The sequence below is a fragment of the Paenisporosarcina quisquiliarum genome, from assembly GCF_043641925.1.
Classification (GTDB): domain Bacteria; phylum Bacillota; class Bacilli; order Bacillales_A; family Planococcaceae; genus Paenisporosarcina; species Paenisporosarcina quisquiliarum_A.
The window spans coordinates 35,817-54,950 of record NZ_JBHZRU010000011.1; the positions used below are offsets into that span (position 1 = coordinate 35,817).

Annotated in this window: 17 protein-coding genes and 2 pseudogenes; 11 read left to right on the forward strand and 8 right to left on the reverse strand. The window is 37.8% G+C overall.

Translation table 11 applies throughout. The features are described from left to right. Window positions 1-43 precede the first annotated feature (43 nt). The 7 genes from ACHUE4_RS09725 (at window position 44) to ACHUE4_RS09755 (ending at window position 9,072) form a co-directional block, all read left to right on the forward strand. Entirely contained in the window at window positions 44-2,443 is a 2,400-nt protein-coding gene (locus ACHUE4_RS09725) for a heavy metal translocating P-type ATPase (RefSeq protein WP_394189435.1), read from the forward strand. Between the two features lie 159 nt (window positions 2,444-2,602). Then, window positions 2,603-3,964 (forward strand): sensor histidine kinase, encoded by a 1,362-nt coding sequence (locus tag ACHUE4_RS09730; RefSeq protein ID WP_394189437.1) that lies wholly within the window; start codon window positions 2,603-2,605, stop codon window positions 3,962-3,964. Window positions 3,965-3,977: 13 nt separating this feature from the next. Beyond that, window positions 3,978-4,655 (forward strand): response regulator transcription factor, encoded by a 678-nt coding sequence (locus ACHUE4_RS09735; RefSeq protein WP_394189439.1) that lies wholly within the window; start codon window positions 3,978-3,980, stop codon window positions 4,653-4,655. Window positions 4,656-4,668: 13 nt separating this feature from the next. After that, window positions 4,669-5,586 (forward strand): F510_1955 family glycosylhydrolase, encoded by a 918-nt coding sequence (locus ACHUE4_RS09740; RefSeq protein WP_394189441.1) that lies wholly within the window; start codon window positions 4,669-4,671, stop codon window positions 5,584-5,586. Between the two features lie 14 nt (window positions 5,587-5,600). Beyond that, window positions 5,601-6,335: an urease accessory protein UreH domain-containing protein gene (locus ACHUE4_RS09745; protein ID WP_394189443.1), complete on the forward strand. Its 735-nt coding sequence runs from the start codon at window positions 5,601-5,603 to the stop codon at window positions 6,333-6,335. Window positions 6,336-6,410: 75 nt separating this feature from the next. Beyond that, window positions 6,411-7,223, forward strand: a complete 813-nt coding sequence (gene lgt / locus ACHUE4_RS09750; protein ID WP_394189445.1) for a prolipoprotein diacylglyceryl transferase — start codon at window positions 6,411-6,413, stop codon at window positions 7,221-7,223. Between the two features lie 232 nt (window positions 7,224-7,455). Then, on the forward strand, window positions 7,456-9,072 hold the full coding sequence (locus ACHUE4_RS09755; protein ID WP_394189447.1) for a multicopper oxidase family protein: 1,617 nt from the start codon (window positions 7,456-7,458) through the stop codon (window positions 9,070-9,072). Between the two features lie 65 nt (window positions 9,073-9,137). Here ACHUE4_RS09755 and ACHUE4_RS09760 read toward each other — a convergent pair whose 3' ends face one another. Beyond that, window positions 9,138-9,743 carry a YdhK family protein gene (locus ACHUE4_RS09760; protein WP_394189449.1) on the reverse strand — a complete coding sequence of 202 codons (606 nt, stop codon included), beginning with the start codon at window positions 9,741-9,743 and terminating at the stop codon, window positions 9,138-9,140. A 416-nt stretch (window positions 9,744-10,159) separates the two neighbouring features. Between ACHUE4_RS09760 and ACHUE4_RS09765 the strand changes: the two genes are divergently transcribed. Together ACHUE4_RS09765 and ACHUE4_RS09770 are read left to right on the forward strand one after the other, a co-directional pair. Then, entirely contained in the window at window positions 10,160-10,486 is a 327-nt protein-coding gene (locus tag ACHUE4_RS09765) for a four-helix bundle copper-binding protein (protein ID WP_394189451.1), read from the forward strand. A gap of 215 nt (window positions 10,487-10,701) precedes the next feature. Continuing rightward, on the forward strand, window positions 10,702-11,202 hold the full coding sequence (locus ACHUE4_RS09770; RefSeq protein WP_394189453.1) for a C40 family peptidase: 501 nt from the start codon (window positions 10,702-10,704) through the stop codon (window positions 11,200-11,202). 212 nt (window positions 11,203-11,414) lie between these two features. Here ACHUE4_RS09770 and ACHUE4_RS09775 read toward each other — a convergent pair. The 3 genes and pseudogenes from ACHUE4_RS09775 to ACHUE4_RS09785 form a co-directional block, all read right to left on the reverse strand. Further along, window positions 11,415-11,873 (reverse strand): annotated as a pseudogene (locus ACHUE4_RS09775) (ATP-binding cassette domain-containing protein); the annotation flags it as partial. A gap of 241 nt (window positions 11,874-12,114) precedes the next feature. Continuing rightward, window positions 12,115-12,447 carry an MATE family efflux transporter gene (locus tag ACHUE4_RS09780; RefSeq protein ID WP_394189601.1) on the reverse strand — a complete coding sequence of 111 codons (333 nt, stop codon included), beginning with the start codon at window positions 12,445-12,447 and terminating at the stop codon, window positions 12,115-12,117. 20 nt (window positions 12,448-12,467) lie between these two features. Then, window positions 12,468-13,361: a C39 family peptidase gene (locus ACHUE4_RS09785; RefSeq protein ID WP_394189455.1), complete on the reverse strand. Its 894-nt coding sequence runs from the start codon at window positions 13,359-13,361 to the stop codon at window positions 12,468-12,470. Window positions 13,362-13,985: 624 nt separating this feature from the next. Between ACHUE4_RS09785 and ACHUE4_RS09790 the strand changes: the two are divergent. Further along, a pseudogene (locus ACHUE4_RS09790) lies at window positions 13,986-15,333 on the forward strand (IS3 family transposase). Window positions 15,334-15,389: 56 nt separating this feature from the next. Here the strand turns inward: ACHUE4_RS09790 and ACHUE4_RS09795 are convergent. The 4 genes from ACHUE4_RS09795 to ACHUE4_RS09810 form a co-directional block, all read right to left on the reverse strand. Further along, a complete protein-coding gene (locus ACHUE4_RS09795) occupies window positions 15,390-15,857 on the reverse strand; it encodes a hypothetical protein (RefSeq protein ID WP_394189457.1) in 468 nt (155 codons plus the stop codon). Between the two features lie 186 nt (window positions 15,858-16,043). Beyond that, window positions 16,044-16,502, reverse strand: a complete 459-nt coding sequence (locus tag ACHUE4_RS09800) for a JAB domain-containing protein (protein WP_394189459.1) — start codon at window positions 16,500-16,502, stop codon at window positions 16,044-16,046. Window positions 16,503-17,117: 615 nt separating this feature from the next. Beyond that, window positions 17,118-17,654, reverse strand: coding sequence for a thiol-disulfide oxidoreductase ResA (resA, locus tag ACHUE4_RS09805; protein WP_394189461.1), 537 nt, complete (start codon window positions 17,652-17,654; stop codon window positions 17,118-17,120). A 37-nt stretch (window positions 17,655-17,691) separates the two neighbouring features. Next, window positions 17,692-18,402: a cytochrome c biogenesis CcdA family protein gene (locus ACHUE4_RS09810; protein ID WP_394189463.1), complete on the reverse strand. Its 711-nt coding sequence runs from the start codon at window positions 18,400-18,402 to the stop codon at window positions 17,692-17,694. Between the two features lie 252 nt (window positions 18,403-18,654). Here ACHUE4_RS09810 and ACHUE4_RS09815 point away from each other — a divergent pair, with 252 nt between their 5' ends. Next, window positions 18,655-19,062, forward strand: a complete 408-nt coding sequence (locus ACHUE4_RS09815; RefSeq protein WP_394189465.1) for a FixH family protein — start codon at window positions 18,655-18,657, stop codon at window positions 19,060-19,062. Window positions 19,063-19,134: the final 72 nt, after the last annotated feature.

Below are 19,134 nucleotides of genomic sequence, written 5' to 3' on the forward strand. Positions count from 1 at the left end.
ATCAATAATATACCCCCTTGCGGTATGAGAGGAGTGAAAGACTATGACTGAAAAAAAGACGGACATTGCGATAACCGGCATGACCTGTGCTGCTTGTGCGAATCGAATAGAAAAAGGATTGCAGCGAATGGAAGGGGTATCGGATGCGACAGTTAATTTTGCGACCGAAAAAGCGAGTGTTTCCTATAACCAGGAGAAAACAAACGTAACTTCTTTACAGGACAAAATCCGGACCCTAGGTTATGACGTACTGAAGGAAGAAGTTGATTTAAATATAATTGGGATGACTTGTGCTGCATGTTCGACACGTATTGAAAAAGGACTAAATCGTATGGAAGGCGTACAGAACGCATCGATTAATTTGGCTTTGGAGACTGGTCGGGTTTCATACGATCCTAGCATTTTGTCGTCGAATGATTTAATAAAAAAAATTCAATCCCTTGGATATGACGCTGAATTTAAGAATGAACAAATGGGTGTTAAGTTAGATCACCGCAAAGTGGAGATTAAAAAGAAAACACGTCTATTTCTTATCTCTGCGCTATTATCACTTCCACTTCTATGGACCATGGTGGCTCACTTTGCATTCACGTCATGGATCTACGTTCCAGAATTTTTGATGAATCCTTTTGTGCAATGGGCACTTGCAACACCTGTACAGTTTTGGATAGGCTGGACCTTTTATAAAGGAGCTTATTTTGCGCTTCGTAATAAAAGTGCCAATATGGATGTATTAGTTGCTTTAGGGACGTCTGCAGCCTATTTTTACAGCGTTTATTTAGTTTTAACGAATTTAGCTCATTTAGGCGCTCACAGTATTGGCTTGTATTTTGAAACAAGTGCAGTGTTAATTACCTTGATTATTTTGGGTAAAGTGTTTGAAGCTCGAGCAAAGGGCCGTTCATCCGATGCCATTCAAAAGCTAATGAAACTTCAACCCAAAACGGCATTTGTGGAGCGAGAAGGCACAACGCAGGAAATTCCAATAGATGATGTCCGAATCGGAGACATCCTGATGATTAAACCAGGTTCATCCATCCCTGTGGATGCAGAAGTCATTTCTGGTAACTCAGCCGTGGATGAATCGATGCTGACTGGAGAAAGCTTGCCGGTCGATAAAGCTACAGGTGACGTTGTTTATGCGGCTACCGTCAATGCCAATGGAACGTTGCGTGTAAAAGCTCAGAATATTGGTAAAGATACGATACTGTCCAATATCATCCGTGTAGTTGAAGAAGCACAGGGCTCAAAAGCTCCGATTCAACGATTAGCCGATCAAATTTCAGGTATATTTGTGCCAATCGTTGTTGGTATTGCTATTCTTACATTTATCGCTTGGTATTTCATTGTTTCCCCGGGTGATTTTGCGAATGCTTTGGAAAGCACGATTGCGGTACTTGTCATTGCTTGTCCGTGTGCCCTTGGATTGGCGACACCCACTTCCATTATGGCTGGATCCGGTCGATCAGCAGAACTAGGTGTTCTATTTAAAACGGCAGAAGCCATGGAAAATACAAAACACATCGACACGATCGTGTTGGACAAAACGGGAACCATCACGAATGGCCGTCCAGAAGTGACTGAATTTGTGGTGGCAGAAGGATTTGACCGGGATCGTATCATTTCGCTTGCTGCTGCGGCAGAAAGTCAGTCGGAGCATCCTGTCGCAACAGCGATAAGCGCGTATGGCGATAATGGGAAACTTGCGGTTGAATCATTTGAAGCCATTCCTGGGTATGGAATTCGCGCAGTCGTAGACGGTTCGAATTTATTGATTGGTACTCGAAAACTTCTGAACGAGTCGAAGGTAGCTTTCGATGAAACAGGAGCGAGTCAATTAGAATCTCAAGGCAAAACCGTTATGTTTATGGCTGTAGAAGGGAAATACGCAGGATTAATAGCAGTTGCGGACACTGTCAAAGACTCTTCAGCAAAGGCGATTTCCGAAATGAAAAAAATGGGATTGCATGTAGTCATGCTGACAGGCGATCAAGAAGGTACTGCGCGTGCTATTGCCGCACAAGTGGGAATTGAAGAAGTTTTTGCTGGTGTACTGCCTACAGAAAAAGCACATGTTGTAGCTAAGCTGAAGGCTGATGGACGAAGGGTGGCGATGGCTGGTGATGGGTTGAATGATGCACCAGCACTAGCAACGGCTGATGTTGGGATGGCCATGGGCACTGGAACTGCCGTCGCCATGGAAGCTGCGGATATCACCTTGATGCAGGGAGATTTGATGCGAACAGTTGACGCGATTCAAATGAGTCGTTTGACTGTACGTAATATCAAACAAAACCTGTTCTGGGCGTTAGCCTACAATGCAGTAGGAATTCCTATTGCAGCAGCAGGCTTCTTAGCGCCTTGGCTTGCTGGTGCTGCAATGGCATTTAGTTCGGTATCGGTTGTTTTAAACGCTTTGCGACTGCAACGCGCAAAACTTTGAATTAAGTAAAAATACGACTCCTTTGGGGGTCGTTTTCACATTTAAGCTGTAAAATTAAATTGTTATCTTTTCCAAGTAAATGACAGTATTGTGTCTGCATAATTTCTTCATATTTTTCAAGTATTATTAAGTAATGAACAAAGGGAAGTGTTTTCTATAATGAATAGAATTTCGATTAAACTAGCTACTTACTTTATAGTCACGGTACTGATCATGGAATCATTGTTGATGGTTTACCTTCATCAAACGATTGTGCATTCCAGAATTGATGAGGAATATTCACAATTGATGTCAAAGGGTTCAAATCATAGAGAAGTGCTTGAAGATAATTTTTCGGATGATACCATGCGTCACATAGTGTTGATGGAGTATGGCAGTGAACGTAGGGTAGTCATCGCTGACGAACAGTTCAATGTGATTATACGTTCGGAGGGTGAAACTAAGACTGTTGATACGCTACTGAATCGTATTTCGAGTCAAGAATTCACTGAAGACCAAGTCATTGAAAAAAACTGGAAGGGAGAAGACTTTATCGCCAGTTTGCATCCGTACAAACTGAATGGAGAACATGCTGGCTACGTCATTCTCTTCCAAAGCACTGACACCATTCAATCTCTTGTCAAGAAACTTAATTTTCATTTCATGTTGGCCGGATTGGCCAGTTTAATCATCTTGTGCTTAGTCTATATCATACTTTCGAGATTTTTGACTGCCCCTTTAATCCGAATGAAAGAAGCGACAGAGAAACTTAGTAGAGGGGACTTTAATGTTAAATTGCCTTCCCAAGGAAAAGATGAGTTAGGGGATTTATCGGTTGCTATACAGAAATTAGCTTCTGATTTAGAACGGGTGAAGAAAGAACGTATTGAATTTTTGGCATCAATTTCGCATGAATTACGGACGCCGTTAACATATCTATCGGGTTATTCCAAAGTTGCAATGCGACCAGAACTGACTGAGGAAGATCGACAAAAATACCTTGCTATTATTGACGAGGAATCAATACGCTTGACTGAATTAGTGAAAAATCTGTTTGATTTGGCAAAAATGAATGAAACCAGTTTTACAGTTTCAAAACAAGCGTTTCAATCCATGCCATTCTTTTCCCACCTTTATAAAAGAATGCTTCCTTCATTTAATATAAAGGGCATCCAGTTGGAAATGAAATCTCTGGAAAACTTTGAAGTATGTGCTGATCCCTTGCGTTTGGAGCAAATCGTGATGAACTTATTGGATAATGCACTTAAATATTCACCTACGGGAACCACTACGAGTTTGGAAATCGAACAGAAAAATGACAAAACAGTGATTCGAGTGACTGACCAAGGTATTGGCATCCCAAAAACTGATATGGAAAATATCTTCGAAAGACTATTTAGGGTTGAAAAGTCGCGGTCCAGAGAATATGGGGGTTCTGGATTGGGCCTTTCTATTGTAAAAGAACTGGTTGAAGCTCATGGGGGTAGTATTGAGGTGAAAAGCGAATTGGGGAAAGGAAGTCAGTTCACAATTATGATTTAAGGGAGGTTTGACGATGCAAACAATTTTGTTAGTGGATGATGAACAAAGGATGTTGGATTTACTGGAACTTTTTTTAATCCCTAAAAGTTATAGATGCATTAAGGTAAAGAGTGGAGAAAAAGCATTGGCAGTTCTTTCCGAAAAAGAGATTCACCTGGTCATCCTGGATGTCATGATGCCCGAAATGGATGGATGGCAAACGTGTGAAAAAATACGGGAACGTTCATCAGTTCCCATTTTGATGTTGACAGCAAGGACGGATAAAACGGATATTGTGAAAGGGTTAACAGTTGGAGCAGATGATTATTTAACGAAACCGTTTGATGATCAGGAGCTCCTTGCTAGAGTTCATGCTTTATTGAGACGTATACCAAATGAGAAAATGGAGCAAAGAATCATTAAATATGATGATTATGAATTGGATCCAAAATCGTATACGTTATTTTACCAGGATAAGCATGCCTTACTGACGATGAAGGAATATAAAATAATTGAAGCTTTGATTAAGCACCCGATGCGCACTTATACAAGGGAACAACTGCTATTGGTCGCCTGGGATTATCATTCTTCCACCGATATTCGAACAGTAGATTCGCATATAAGGAACTTAAGAGACAAACTAAAGACAGCAGGTTTTCCAACTGATCAATTTTTGAGTACCGTGTGGGGAATCGGTTATAAATGGAAATAACGGAGGTTAGATCATGACTAAGAAAATTAAATTGATTGTAGTTGCGATGTCACTGATTTTTTTAAGTGCCTGTAACTCTGATGATGATGTTTATAAATTCCAGAAGGTGAAAAATGAAAAAATCGATCATATGCATGGACTTGGCTATCCAAATGGAAAAGAAACGGTCATGATTGCTACTCATGAAGGGTTATACGAATACGATAACAATTGGAAAGTAGCAACAAGTGAAAAACACGATTATATGGGTTTTTCTCCTGTTAAAGTGGGGTTTTACTCAAGTGGTCACCCGGAACCAAACTCGGATTTTAAAAATCCCTTTGGAATTATAAAGAGTGTGGATGAAGGAGCCAGTTTTGAACAATTGGCTTTTTATGGGGAAGCAGACTTTCATTACATGTCGGCAGGTTATGAAACCAATACAATTTATTTAATCAATGAAGGACCTATGGATAAACTTGATTTTGGCCTTAATTATTCAGATGATGATGGAGATAGCTGGACACATTCCAAAATGGAGGGATTCAATTCTCAATATATTTCGAATGTTGCAGCACATCCATCCATTAGTTCGAAACTTGTAATAGGGAGCCAAGATGGGCTGTTTCAATCCAAAGACTTTGGGAATTCGTTTAAGCTTTTGGGGGCGCCAACTGTAATTACGTACGTTACATTGACGGAAAAAGACGGAATATACGCAAGCATCGAAAACGAAAAAGTGAAATTGGTTAGGTTCAACTTGGATAATGGTGATTTAGAAAGTCTTAAGATACCTGAATTAAGCCAGAATAATCCGATTCTCCAGATAGCTGTAAATCCAATCGACGAAAAGGAAATTACCATTGCATCCTATGAAAATGATATTTATCAAACTCAGGACTCGGGGAAAACGTGGAAAATGATTGCGGAAAAAGGAACATTGCATGACTAGAAAGGATATTGAATATGTACAGTTTATTGTCGAAAATAAGCACGACATTGAGTGAACCTTTTAGTATCTTTGCACATTCTTTTTCGGAATACCCGTTTTTGGTGGCCATATTCCTTGGACTTGTTGGCGCATTAGCTCCCTGTCAATTGACTGGGAATATTAGTGCCATCACCTATTACGGGAATCGTACTATACAAAACCGAACCGATTGGCTGGATGTTCTTTCATTTATACTCGGGAAAATTGTTGTATTCAGTTCACTGGGCCTTCTTGTTTGGCTGTTTGGTCACACATTTGAACAAAGCATGGTCACTTATTTTCCCTTTTTAAGAAATCTAGTAGGTCCTTTGATTATTTTCGTGGGACTGGTTTTACTTGGCGTCTTCAAACTTAATTTAATCAACCGGATTACAAGCAGAATCCCTCTTAAACTTAGAAAAGGAAAACTTGGTTCTTTCTTGATGGGGGTGAGCTTCTCCATAGCATTTTGTCCAACCATGTTTGTTCTTTTCTTTGTTTCTTTGATGCCTCTTACACTAACTTCTACTTATGGACTGGTATTGCCAGCATTATTTGGAATAGCAACTTCCTTGCCTTTATTGCTTGTTCTTGTGATGATGTGGTTCCTTGAACTGGACAACCGTACATTTAAGAACAGTAAAAGATTTGGATTCGTTGTGCAAAAAACTGCAGGTGTCTTACTGGTTATAATTGGAGTGGTTGATACAATCACGTATTGGGCTATTTAAAAACAGGAGCTGACTTAACCCTTGCAGGTATGGTGTAGGAATGGATGCTACCTATAATTAAGAAGGAGATGCTAAATGAATTTATCACTTGGAATTATCGATCCAATTGCTTTTTCCCTCGGTCCCATCGATGTACGGTGGTACGGGATAATTATTACTGCAGGAATCGTTGTGGCCTTTATCGTTGCACAAAGAGAGATGGTGAAGCATGGGTTCCATCCGGATTTCTTAACGGATTTATTAATGTGGGCGGTACCAACAGCCATTTTAGGAGCACGTTTTTATTATGTACTTTTTGAATGGCAGCAATATTCTGAGAACCCTAATCGAATTTTTCGAATCTGGGAGGGTGGTATAGCAATACATGGAGCATTAATTGCTTCATTGATAGTGGCATACTTGTTTACAAAGAAACGAAAGGTATCGTTTTTGAAAGTTGCGGATATTGCAGCACCTAGTATCTTAATTGGTCAAACTATTGGCCGGTGGGGCAATTTTATGAATCAAGAGGCTCATGGTGGACCGGTTACACGTGACTTTCTTGAGAATATGCTATTGCCGGATTGGATTATTGATCAAATGAAAATCGAAGGTACCTATTATCATCCAACGTTCTTATACGAATCACTGTGGAATTTTATTGGTGTTATCCTCATGATTATGCTCCGTCGCGTAAATTTACTTCGGGGAGAAGTGTTCTTGTTTTATGTCATTTGGTATTCAACAGGTCGTTTCTTCATTGAAGGAATGCGAACGGATAGCCTATATCTAGTCGGTGAATTTCGTACTGCTCAAGTGGTGTCACTTCTTGCGATATTAATTTCCATCATTCTATTTGTATATAGAAGATTTATGGTTAAGAACGCTAAAAGATATAATGATATATAAACTTAAGTTAATTCAATAGCGTTCTGTTGTTGTCTCGGTGGCAGCAAATGATAACGGCTTACCTAAACTCTAAATTTTTAGAGTTTAGGTAAGCCATTTTTCATATACACTGGAATGAATATTAAGACTTGTGAAGTTTTTATGAAAATACGGCGAAACAGGGGTTCTGCATAGTTTCTCCTTACTTTTGATGTATCGTTAATTATGAAATTACATGGAGGTGTCAAAAATTATGAACAAAAGACTGATACTGATATTCAGCCTATTTTTATTCATGGTAATACTCGCTGCATGTTCAGATTCAATGGTCGGTATGGATCACAGCAATATGGATATGGGAGGGCAAGAAGAGAACGATCAAGAAACTTCTGCTAAGGATACTCTGACTCAGAATTTACTACAGACTGTCTCCACAGGCAAAATAGAAATGAATGAATTTACCCTAATTGCGCAAGAACGTAAGCACACGTTAACAGAGGGGAAAGAAGTAACTGCATGGACATTTAATGGTTCTTCCCCTGGTCCTGAGATTAGAGTGAAGGAAGGGGAAGAGGTTAAAATCAAACTTGAAAATGAATTGAAAGTTCCAGTTACAATTCATTGGCATGGTATCCCTGTTCCGAACAATATGGATGGCATACCTGGATTAACAATGAATGCTGTACAACCGGGGGAAAGTTTCACTTATGAGTTCAATGCGTCGGTTTCGGGAACCTATTGGTATCATTCACATCAAGATGGCGTAAACCAAGTAGATAAAGGTCTTTATGGTTCATTTATTATAGAGAGTAACGAAGATGAAAAATACGATAGAGACTACTCCCTGGTCCTAGATGAGTGGATGAGTGACATGGAGTTAATGCAGATGGGCGAAAGTGCAGAATCTGAATCTATGGAAGGGATGGACCACAGTAACATGGAAGGCATGTCCGGTGAACCGAGCGTCACCGAAGAAGATGATGCTATGGGACATGACATGAGTAGTATGTATGATACGTTTACCATAAACGGTAAAAGTGGGAAGGACGTTACTCCTTTGACGGTAAAAGAAGGGGAAAAAGTGAGACTTCGTCTGACTAATGCTGGTTTTATGTCTCATAAACTGCATCTACACGGCCATGACTTTAAAGTGATCGGTACTGACGGACAGGAAATTAATGACCCGGCAGTAATTAAAGATGAACTCATTAGAATTGCACCTGGCGAACGCTATGATATAGAATTTACTGCAAATAACCCTGGAGAGTGGTATTTAGAAAGCCACGGAGACATGGAACCTACTCAGGGAATGAAAGCCTTAATAAAGTACGAGGGCTTTTCAGGTGAAGGTCTTGATCAAGCAAACGAGAATGAGACCTTGCCAGTATTCGATTTAACCTCCTACGGTAAAGGAGAGAAAGCAGAGTTTTCACTTGACCAGGAGTTTGATCTGGAATATACGATGGACCTAAATACTGTTTCCCGAGGAGCTAGCGAAAAGTATACAATTAATGATAAAACATATCCAGATACAGATAAACTTCAAGTCAAAGAAGGAGATTTGGTCAAAGTGAAATTGGTGAATAACTCTAAACGCGATGAGCATCCAATGCATTTACATGGTCACTTCTTCCAGGTACTAAGTAAGGATGGAAAGCCAGTTCAAGGCTCTCCAATCATAAAAGATACTCTAAATTTAAAACCTGGTGAAGAATATGTGGTTGCATTCAAAGCAGACAATCTTGGTAACTGGATGTTCCACTGTCATGATTTGCATCACGCTGCGGCTGGAATGGTCACTCAAGTTACTTACGATGGATTTAATTCAGATTTCACCCCGGATCCTCATGCGAATAACCAGCCAGAATAATCTTAGAAAAGTATCATGAACCAAAAGAAGAGCCTATCCATAGAGGATAAGCTCTTCTTTTTTTCTTATTTAGCGGAAAGTTCGCTATCTGTAACCCATTTATGATTGGTCACTTTTTCACCACCGTTAGTCGGCGTGTAATCAATCATATAAACGGTTGTTTGTTTTGCTGAATCAATTACTGCAGTAGCACCTTTCATGCCTTCCATATGGTCGGCCTCAACTGTTACTTCCGCACCAGGTTCAAATGGTTCTGCTCCAGCATCTTTTAACTCTTCGTGGATAACCCATTCATGATCTTCCACCCGTTCACCGCCAGTAGTGGGGGTATACGAAATGGTATAGACCGTAGTATCAAATGCACCTACAATGGTTGCTTCGGCGCCTTTCATGCCTTCCATGTGATCGGCTTGGAGGACAGCTGTACTGCCAACTTCATAAGTAGGGTTTTCTGCCTCAGCCAATCCATCAGGAATTTCACCTGACCCTGAATGGTTCATTCCTTCCATACTACCTTCAGAAGAGGAACTTTCTTCAGAACTGGAACCCATATCCGTGTTTTCATGATCCATGCCTTCCATATCATCTTTTTCGGGAGATGAGTTTGAACATGCACTCAATGCAAGCGCTAGAGCTGGGAATAATAACAATTTTTTATACACATTTTTCATTTATAAAACCCTCCTTCAACTTGATTATAAATAGTATACCCCTAATTTTTGCAGAAATTATGCAGAACTCATTGTTTATGAATGAATTAGGAGGTGACCGTCATCTTCTATAGTTTGATGTGAATACACCAATTCAATAAATTATATTTTGGTTACGATTATGGTGAGCAAAATGTGGACATAAGAAAGCCTCTTTATCTTCAATTAGAAAAATGGATCTTTTTCGATTGTACTTACCATCATTTTATCATAAAACTTGCAAATCAAAATGCACTGTAAATTAGTTAGAATACCCCGAAAATATGCAGAATTTATGCAGTTTCAAATTTATTGGAACATATTTAATTTGAGTGTTTAACTCCTTAAACCCTTGGTAATACATGTAGGGAAGACAATACGTTAAGGAGGAATAATAAATGAATTCACAATATGAGGAATGTATTAAGGCCTGTTTGGAATGTTTAGAAGCATGCAACAACTGCTTTACTGCTTGTTTAAAGGAAGAGCATATTGGAATGATGAGAGATTGCATTAAACTTGATAGGGAATGTGCGGATATCTGTAGCTTTGCGATTACGGCAATGCAGACTGAGAGCAGACATATCAAAGAAATTTGTACTCTTTGTGCCTTGATATGTAGATCATGTGCTGAAGAATGTGCCAAACATGATCATGAACACTGTCAAGAATGTGCCGAGGCTTGCCGTAAATGTGCAGAAGCCTGTGAAAAAATGGCTGGATAAAAATATTATTAAAAGTAAACAGAAGTCCCCTTTTCATTTGAAAAGGGGACTTCTGTTTTTGATGTGATTAAAATACTGCTCGATATAAAAAATATGTTGTTTAATAAGTATAATATTACGAATATTATAACAAATACATATCGTGGTAGACTGGGTTTAGTTAAAGTTTAGAAAAAAATTCAGCCTAGAGCTAACATCGGAGGATTTTACTTTATATGAAATTACAGTCACGGTTGCTTAAGGGCATTTCAATAGTTACACTATCGTCATTCATCTTTTTAGCTCCACTTGCAAATCAAGCAGAAGCTGCTTCAAGTATAAATGCAACACAAATCGTATCGACTGCAAACAAAGTGATGGGTACAAAGTACGTTTGGGGTGGTACTACAACAAAAGGCTTTGACTGCTCAGGATTTATCGGGTATGTATATAAAAAAGCTGGTGTTGCCTTACCAAGAACAACTGCTGGGATGATAAATGTTGGTACGTCAGTTTCAAAGAAGAATCTTAAAGCTGGAGATTTGGTATTCTTCAATACTTCAGGTAAAGGTGTATCCCACGCTGGAATTTACATCGGAAACGGCAAATTCGCACATTCTTCATCCAGTAAAGGTGTCTCTGTGTCGAAATTAAACGATCCTTACTACTGGGGTGCCAAATATATGGGTGCTAAGCGTATAGCAAAAGTATCTCAAGTAGCTTCAGCAAAAAAATAAACTTACATTTCCAAACGTCTAACTGCAAACTATCATGCGGTTAGACGTTTTTTAGTTTATGCACCGCACATCTTTTCTATGTTATTTTCCATAAATAAATAAGTATTTAATAACATTGAAAAAGCCTTATTGCAAACTACATCTGCAATAAGGCTTTCTTATCCACAATTGAAATTAACTGTTGTATGCTATGCTGCATTCAAGAAATATTCTTATAACGATTTATTTAGAGTACGATTCAAAAAAACTTTCGTACGGTTATGCTGGGGATTCATAAACAAGTCAGCTGGATGACCGGATTCTATGATTTCCCCGTTGTCCATAAAAATGACCCGGTTTGCTACTTCTCTGGCAAATTCCATTTCATGCGTCACTACACTCATCTTCATATGTTCTTCGGCCAGACGCTTGATTTCTTGCAATACCTCACCGGTAAGTTCAGGATTCAAGGCAGAAGTATGTTCATCAAACAGCAGGATATCTGGATTCATCATAAGAGTGCGCTCAATAGTTACGCACTGTTTTTGCCCGCCGGAAAGTGTTGCCGGGTAAGCCATTGCCCGATTGGAAAGACCGACTTTCTCCAAGAGATCTGCGCTGCGTTTTCTGATTGCTTCGATTGGCTCACTTTTTAGCATTTTGGGTGCAATCTCCAGGTTTTCCTTTACAGTTGGAGTTAATAGTTATTAACGCATCCGGACATCGTCTCTTTTGATGTTTGAGGATGACATTCATCTTCTGCATCTTTTTTAACAGAAATCCAATTCCCACGTGTGAATTGTATAGTTAAGACTACGGCTCTAAAAGTGATGTCTATCCCAATTGCAATCCAAACACCGAGAAGTCCCTATCCCAGTTGAATTCCTAGTACATATACAAGTAATGTTTGAATCCCCCACATACCTACTTAAGTCAGATACATGGGGAACTTATTATTATTTGCTCCTTGAAATGCACCGGTAAGAATGAGTAATAAAGCGAGGCGCGTGTGTTACCAGCTCCTCTTAAGACCGAACTTAGTACAAACATTAAAGACATAAATACAGAGGGAATTGCTACTATTTTAAAGTAACTAACCCCTGCCTCTAGCACATTATCTTCTATTCCCATTAACTTTAATAATGGTGTTGCAAAGAACATAGTTAGTATTCCCGTTAATATGCCAAATAAAATAGACAATATGACCGATTGTTGGGCAATATGCCGGGCTTTTTCAAGCTGTTTCGCTCCAATAAAATTTGCTATCCGTACATTAAAGAGAAATCTTAGAAATCCTTAATGACAATTGCTTGTTTATTTAGAGAATCGTAACTTCTGAATAATGTGGTTTTATCATGTTTAACATATCCCTTTAGAGGATCCATAACAATCACTTCATTTTCTGTTGATTTCAGTAAGACTACTGTATGTAAATTTGTGTATGAACGATGAAATTTATTAGTCCCATTTATGTACCAACCCCCATTTATCTTGGGTTCTTCTAAATTTAAAGTAACCCACATGATTACAGGAACTCCTTGTTTTAACCAATTATCTATTTCTTCTACAGTACTGCCACTTACATTTTCTGTTTTCAACCTAGTATCTAATGATTTGGATGCCACCTTTGCAGCTTGTTCTATTGGACCCGCAAATGCATACCATCCATTTTTTGCATTCTTTGGACTTCCAGCATAGCCGATGTTTGGATCGGGTCCGTACCTACGGTTGTTTACCGTCACAATAGGTGATTGGTAAAGGTAGTAATCAGACATTTTAATTTTATCTATAAGAAAACCATAATAGTGAAAAACTGATGTTACTGCTGTTATTTCACATCCGTTAGGAAGTTCTGGATTTTGATAAACTATAGGGAAATTTAAGATTTCTTGTTCTTTTGAATTAAAGTCCGAAATGCTGTTTTCATCGGTTAATGTAGGGTAATTTACACCTGAAGATATATTGGAAATACCTATATTAGAAGTAGTCTTATAAGGATAAAGTCTTAATGGAGAAAATGTATACAAATTATCTTTTTTGAATTCGAACTCTTTTTGAATACGAGTATTTTCGGGATTTTTAACTTTCAGTGTAGACATATCCTCATATAAAAATAAAAGATAACCAAAGGCAGTGAGTAGAGATAACAATAGCATGAATAAAAATATATTTAATTTCATTTGAAATTCACCTACTAATGTATGATAGTTAAGTCTTTCTACTACTAGCTAGAATTCTTCATAATATTGTCAAGATTTTTGTTTTTTTAAAGTATATTACGAAATTAATTTTTATATTTCACTTTAATAGTGTACTGAATAAATAAGCAGAATCTATGCAATATTACATTTTACGGAAAAATTTTATACAAAAAATGTTTAACCACATCTTAAATTTTGGGAAAGCAATGGGTGGAAATAAAAACGAATAATATAATTAGTGGAGGAATAATATTACAAATGTGCATTGTGAAGAATGTATTCCAGCATTTTTGGACTGTTTAGAAGTCTGTAACACTGTCTTTTCTTCTTGTTTGAAGGTAAAGCACGTCGATATTGGGAGTGTACGGATATTTGCAGCCTTGCGATAACAGAATGTTCATTTAGAGCCGAAATATGAAAAAATTTTGCTATATGTGCTTTGATATGTAAATCATGAGGCTTATTAAAAATTAGAACTAGAAAAAATAAAAATATTCTTAGTTTTTTATGTAATTTATTGTAAGAAAACAACAAATGAGCACCACTAAAATGATCTGCACCCCAATTGTTAGACACAACTAACAATTGGAGGTGCAATTTTTTATGACTAAATTTAGTACTGCTTTCAAATTGAACGTAGTGAAGTTTTATCTTGAAAACAATGTTTCAAAACATGAAATAGCTAAGCAATTTGGTGTAATAAAATCTGAAGTGATTAAATGGATTGCATTATTTGAACATCATGGGGAGAGTGGATTACGACCTCGATATACAAATTATTCACAAGAGTTTAAAATAGACGTACTCAATTACATGAACGAAAACGGGACGTCTTTCCGCGAAACGGCTGCGATTTTTAATATTTCTTCAGATGCCACTATTGGAAAATGGTTAAAAATCGTTGAGACACAAGGGATAGACGCTCTACAACCAAGAAAAAGGGAGCGTCTACCTATGGAAAAAGAAGTGAAGAAAATGATATTTGTAGAGGATTCAAAAGAAGCGTTATTAGCCGAAAATGAACGTTTACGTATGGAGAATGACTATCTAAAAAAGTTGAATGCCTTAGTTCAAGAAAAGGAAAGATTACAGAACAAGACAAAGCACAAGTGATTTTTGAATTAAGGCATAAGTATAAAATCATTAACTTAGTTAAGGTCGCTGACCTTCCACGTAGCACGTACTATTACTGGATCGAGAAAATGAAGCATCCTGACAAGCACAAGCTAGTTAAGAGTGTAATAAAACAGATATTTGAGGAACACCAAGGGAGATATGGATACCGCCGGATTACGATAGATTTGCGGAATCGTGGTTATTTACTTAATCATAAAACGGTCCTTAAGTTAATGAATCAACTTGGACTAAAATGCATGGTACGGATGAAGAAGTATCGTTCCTACAAAGGAAATGTCGGAACGGTCGCACCAAACATTTTGGAGCGTAATTTCAAGGCTTCTAAGCCGAATGAAAAGTGGGTTACTGATGTGACAGAATTCCACTCCGTGGTGAAAAGCTGTATTTATCACCTATTTTAGACCTATACAATGGGGAAATCATTGCATTTCATCTAGAGAAACGTCCAGTATATCAATTAGTATCCAGGATGTTAGATAAAGCATTAGAGAGAATCCATGACGGAGACTCTCCAATCCTCCATTCCGATCAAGGATGGCATTATCAGATGAAAAAATATAATCACACATTGAAGGAAAACAATATTGTACAAAGCATGTCCCGTAAAGGGAATTGTCTTGATAACGCGGTTATAGAGAGTTTCTTTGGTTTATTGAAATCTGAGTTATTATATCTTAAAGAGTTTGAAAGTATCGATCATCTCAAGCAAGAATTAGAACAATATATTGATTACTACAACCACAAACGAATTAAGGCAAAATTAAAAGGCATGAGTCCGGTTCAATACCGAAATCATACCTCATCTGCCGCCTAATATTCGTGTCTAACTTTTTGGGTTCAGATCAAAGGTGCTCTCTTTTCTATTTTTAATCATTGTCGTTCGTTTTGTATATAGTTTTGAACGTCTTCTTTTACCCAATAAGGTTTTCCACCGATAATAGCTGTCTCTTTTGGTAATTTCCCTCTCTTTCGATACATGTGAATCTTTTTTACGTCCATAGTGTAACCATACTCATTCATAAGTTCAGCAAAATTCTGTTGACTCAATAAATCGCTTGGATTTTTGATAATTAAGGGTTTCTGTGTTTTCGCGAGATAGGTATCCTCGTGGTAATACGTCCAAATTCTTTCTAACGCAAAGGAGATCCAGTCCGAATCTATTTCTTTAAATAACCGATTCAAGTCAAACGTTTCTTCGTACTCAAATAATCGGGCAAGGGATGCGAACGCTTGTTCATTTTCATTCAATGGTGTCCAATCTTTTGGGATTTCCTTTTTTTCTATATAGCAAGCTAATTTCGGGTAATGGGTCAAAATCTCCTTTGTTGCATTTTTCAATGGGTTTCCCTCCATTTTGTTGAGTTACTCAACATCCTTTTCAAAAATCCTACTAAAATTAATAACACCAGAAAGAATTATTTACTGGTGTTACCATGAATTCAAATTGGAAGGTTACTAAAAGAGACATATTGAATAGCCCTTTTTTATTCTTGAACAAAAGGGGAAAGCTCCCCTTTAGCCTCTTTAAATCAATTCTTTTTCTCTTAAAGAAATGCCGTCTGAGTGACTGACGATGATGGAATCTAATACCTCAATGCCCATTATATCTCCGGCTTCTTTTAGTCGTTCACTGACTTCAATATCTTCCGGGGAGTACTGACAGTTACCACTTGGATGGTTATGAGCTACCATGATACTCCCTGCATTATTTAGAATAGCTGATTTGAACACTTCCCTTGGATGAACAATACTAGCGTTTAAGCTACCCACATGGCTTTTATGAATGGCAATAATCTGGTTTTTTACATTGAGGCAAAGTACCAAAAACACCTCTCTGTCCTCCTCTGCTATCATGGCTTGAATGAATTCGATGGCATCTTTTGGTGAACGAATTTGTTTAGGTAGTAAGCTCGTATAGGCTTCTTCCACCTCTCGGATTTCTTGTTTAATACGTACGATTTCAATCATCTTGTTTAATGTCATGATTTGTTTCGCTCCTTTTTTGTGTTGTTCTCCGGGCGGTAAATGTCCCAAAAGGGATTATTTTTTGCCTTTTGACACGAAGGACGAACAGATCCAATAGCCGACCAGTCAAGGGTACCAGCGTAAAAAGTTTTTCTGCGCAAGCGTGATGTGAAAAAGTTTTTCGCCCCTTGACTGTTGTTCTGGTGGTTAGTCGGCTCCTGTCTTTGTTCGAAACAGAGGGAGGGCGAACGCCTAGGAGTCTGCCTTTGTTTCGGGCTTAGACAGGTTGGGAATCTGTACGATCCGGAGGACAAAAGCAAAAAATACAACAACAAAAGGCAGCCATTTGGCTGCCCTCCATTTCTTCATTTCTTTTTGAAATTACTCTCTTCGGCTCGTTTCCTCGTAATGAAAAGAACAGGAACCTACGAAATGTAGGCGAAGCCGTACAGATCGTGGTTATCGGGCTTTTTAGAGGAAAGCGACACGTTAGAGTTTCTTTCAAAGCGTTTGCTGTTAGGAGCTATCGTTCTGACCCCAGTCAAATATCAGTTTTCATTTGCAACTGCCACTAAACTCAGATGAAGTACGTGATTCGCTTTGGTCCAATTTTCTCTATTACAGAGAGTAGTTTTATTTTGGTCGTATTTGCTCCATATAGGCCTTAATGTCTTCTTCAGTCATTTCGCCAGTTATGATTTTTTCTATCTGACCTTCTGAATTGATAAGAAATGTTGTAGGTAATGGATTAATATTATAAGAATGCATCACACTTTTCGTCTTATCGATTAAAACTGGAAAAGTTAAGTTTCTTTGATCGATATATTGTTGAACGACAAAATCAGATTCTGCAATGTTCACTGCTAGTGTTTGAACTCCCTTATCCTTATACACTTTGTACTGTTTGTCCATTAAAGGAAATTCTCTCTCACAAGGTTTACACCAAGTACCCCAAAAGTTTAAAAACACACCTTGCCCTTGATAATCCGATAATTGATGTGTTTTTCCATTCATATCAACAAGCTCAAAGTTAGGAGCCATATCCCCTACTTTTAAGACGCCTGTTGTCTCCTTTGTTAAATTGTTGTATATCGTGAAGATGATTAAAGCAACCAGAAGTATAAGAATTGAAATACGTATAATGAAACGATTATTTTTTCGCTTATTCATAGTTATATCAGTCCTTTCTTAATGCACGTAACTTAATTTAGAAACCAGTGAAACCGCCAAAAAATGGAGTTAAAAAAGCAATAATTTTAGTCATCATATCAAAATACAATAAGACACCCATTAATATCATGAACACACCGCCTATTTTCATAAATAACCCACTTCTTGTTTGGAGAAATTTCATTTTTCCTATGAATAGGGACATAATTAAAAACGGTATAGAAAATCCAAGTACATAAAAGAGCATATACAACATGCCTCTCCCTGGATCTGATACGCCTAAAGCAATAACGCCTGCAAGAATAGGTCCTGTGCAGGGTGTCCACCCAGCAGCAAATCCCATTCCAATTAACACGGATCCAGTGTACCCCTTAGGTCTTTTCTTAAATTGAATCTTCTTTTCTGAAAGTAAAAGATCAAAATTCAGAACCCCCATAATGACTAATCCGAAAAACACCATAATGATTGCGCCAATTTGTCTGAGTAGGTCTTGATATTGAATGAAGATGGTTCCAATAAACGAAGTGGAGAATCCCATCGCCAAAAAGATAATCGAGAAGCCTGTAAGGAATAGAATGGTATGAACTATTGCCTTCTTATTTAAAATGCCTTTTTCTTCTTTTAACTCATCTAAAGAGACACCAGTTATATACGAGAGAAAAGCTGGATATAAAGGAAGGGAGCATGGGGAAATAAAAGACAACAAACCTGCCCCAAATGCCAAGAATAAACTTAATTGCTCAAACAAATTACTTCACCTATCCTTTTTAAAGACTTAATTCATTCTAACAAAGAAGACAGGCTATATATTGTCTTAATTATGTAGATATTTAAACAAAACGATGCAGAAACTGCATAAATTGAAAGATTATAGTTACTTTAACCTGGTAACAAAGAGTACTGGTATTCAGGATACAAGAAAATTGCGGGTTCTGTCACAGTTATACTAATGATTTATTGCTACAATGGCAACAAACTATGGAAACGAGGCGTATGATAAATGAAACGATTATTGGCAATTGGTGTAGTGCTTGCAGTTCTCACGCTTAGTGGATGTGGAACTAATGAAGATAAGAACTCAACAACGGCGAATGAAATATCTGGAATAGTGGAAGTTGATTTATCCGTTCCTAAAACTGCAAAAGTTGGAGAAGAAGTATTCTTTATTGCCGCTGTTACACAAGATAAAGAAGTTGTAGATGATGCTGATGAAGTAAAGTTTGAAGTGAAAAACTTATCTTCTGGCGACAAAGAAATGATCGATGCGTCTTTAAACCAAGATAAGCATTACGAAGGTAGATTTACTTTTCAAAAAAAAGGCACGTATGATGTCACATCTCACGTGACGGCACGAGACATGCATACAATGCCAAAGAAACAAATCACCATACCCGGTGGTGAAGAATAACGAATAAATCGAAGATCGTGTCCATGAAAAATACTATTGAATAGGGTCAAGCTTGGTTTATATTTTCAGTTG

What these genes read in the sequence shown, in the direction of transcription:
- ACHUE4_RS09725 (WP_394189435.1), top strand. Translation starts at nt 44, where the DNA reads ATGACTGAAAAAAAGACGGACATTGCGATAACCGGCATGACCTGTGCT.
- ACHUE4_RS09730 (WP_394189437.1), top strand. Translation starts at nt 2,603, where the DNA reads ATGAATAGAATTTCGATTAAACTAGCTACTTACTTTATAGTCACGGTA.
- ACHUE4_RS09735 (WP_394189439.1), top strand. Translation starts at nt 3,978, where the DNA reads ATGCAAACAATTTTGTTAGTGGATGATGAACAAAGGATGTTGGATTTA.
- ACHUE4_RS09740 (WP_394189441.1), top strand. Translation starts at nt 4,669, where the DNA reads ATGACTAAGAAAATTAAATTGATTGTAGTTGCGATGTCACTGATTTTT.
- ACHUE4_RS09745 (WP_394189443.1), top strand. Translation starts at nt 5,601, where the DNA reads ATGTACAGTTTATTGTCGAAAATAAGCACGACATTGAGTGAACCTTTT.
- lgt (WP_394189445.1), top strand. Translation starts at nt 6,411, where the DNA reads ATGAATTTATCACTTGGAATTATCGATCCAATTGCTTTTTCCCTCGGT.
- ACHUE4_RS09755 (WP_394189447.1), top strand. Translation starts at nt 7,456, where the DNA reads ATGAACAAAAGACTGATACTGATATTCAGCCTATTTTTATTCATGGTA.
- ACHUE4_RS09760 (WP_394189449.1), bottom strand. Translation starts at nt 9,743, where the DNA reads ATGAAAAATGTGTATAAAAAATTGTTATTATTCCCAGCTCTAGCGCTT.
- ACHUE4_RS09765 (WP_394189451.1), top strand. Translation starts at nt 10,160, where the DNA reads ATGAATTCACAATATGAGGAATGTATTAAGGCCTGTTTGGAATGTTTA.
- ACHUE4_RS09770 (WP_394189453.1), top strand. Translation starts at nt 10,702, where the DNA reads ATGAAATTACAGTCACGGTTGCTTAAGGGCATTTCAATAGTTACACTA.
- ACHUE4_RS09785 (WP_394189455.1), bottom strand. Translation starts at nt 13,361, where the DNA reads ATGAAATTAAATATATTTTTATTCATGCTATTGTTATCTCTACTCACT.
- ACHUE4_RS09800 (WP_394189459.1), bottom strand. Translation starts at nt 16,502, where the DNA reads ATGACATTAAACAAGATGATTGAAATCGTACGTATTAAACAAGAAATC.
- resA (WP_394189461.1), bottom strand. Translation starts at nt 17,654, where the DNA reads ATGAATAAGCGAAAAAATAATCGTTTCATTATACGTATTTCAATTCTT.
- ACHUE4_RS09815 (WP_394189465.1), top strand. Translation starts at nt 18,655, where the DNA reads ATGAAACGATTATTGGCAATTGGTGTAGTGCTTGCAGTTCTCACGCTT.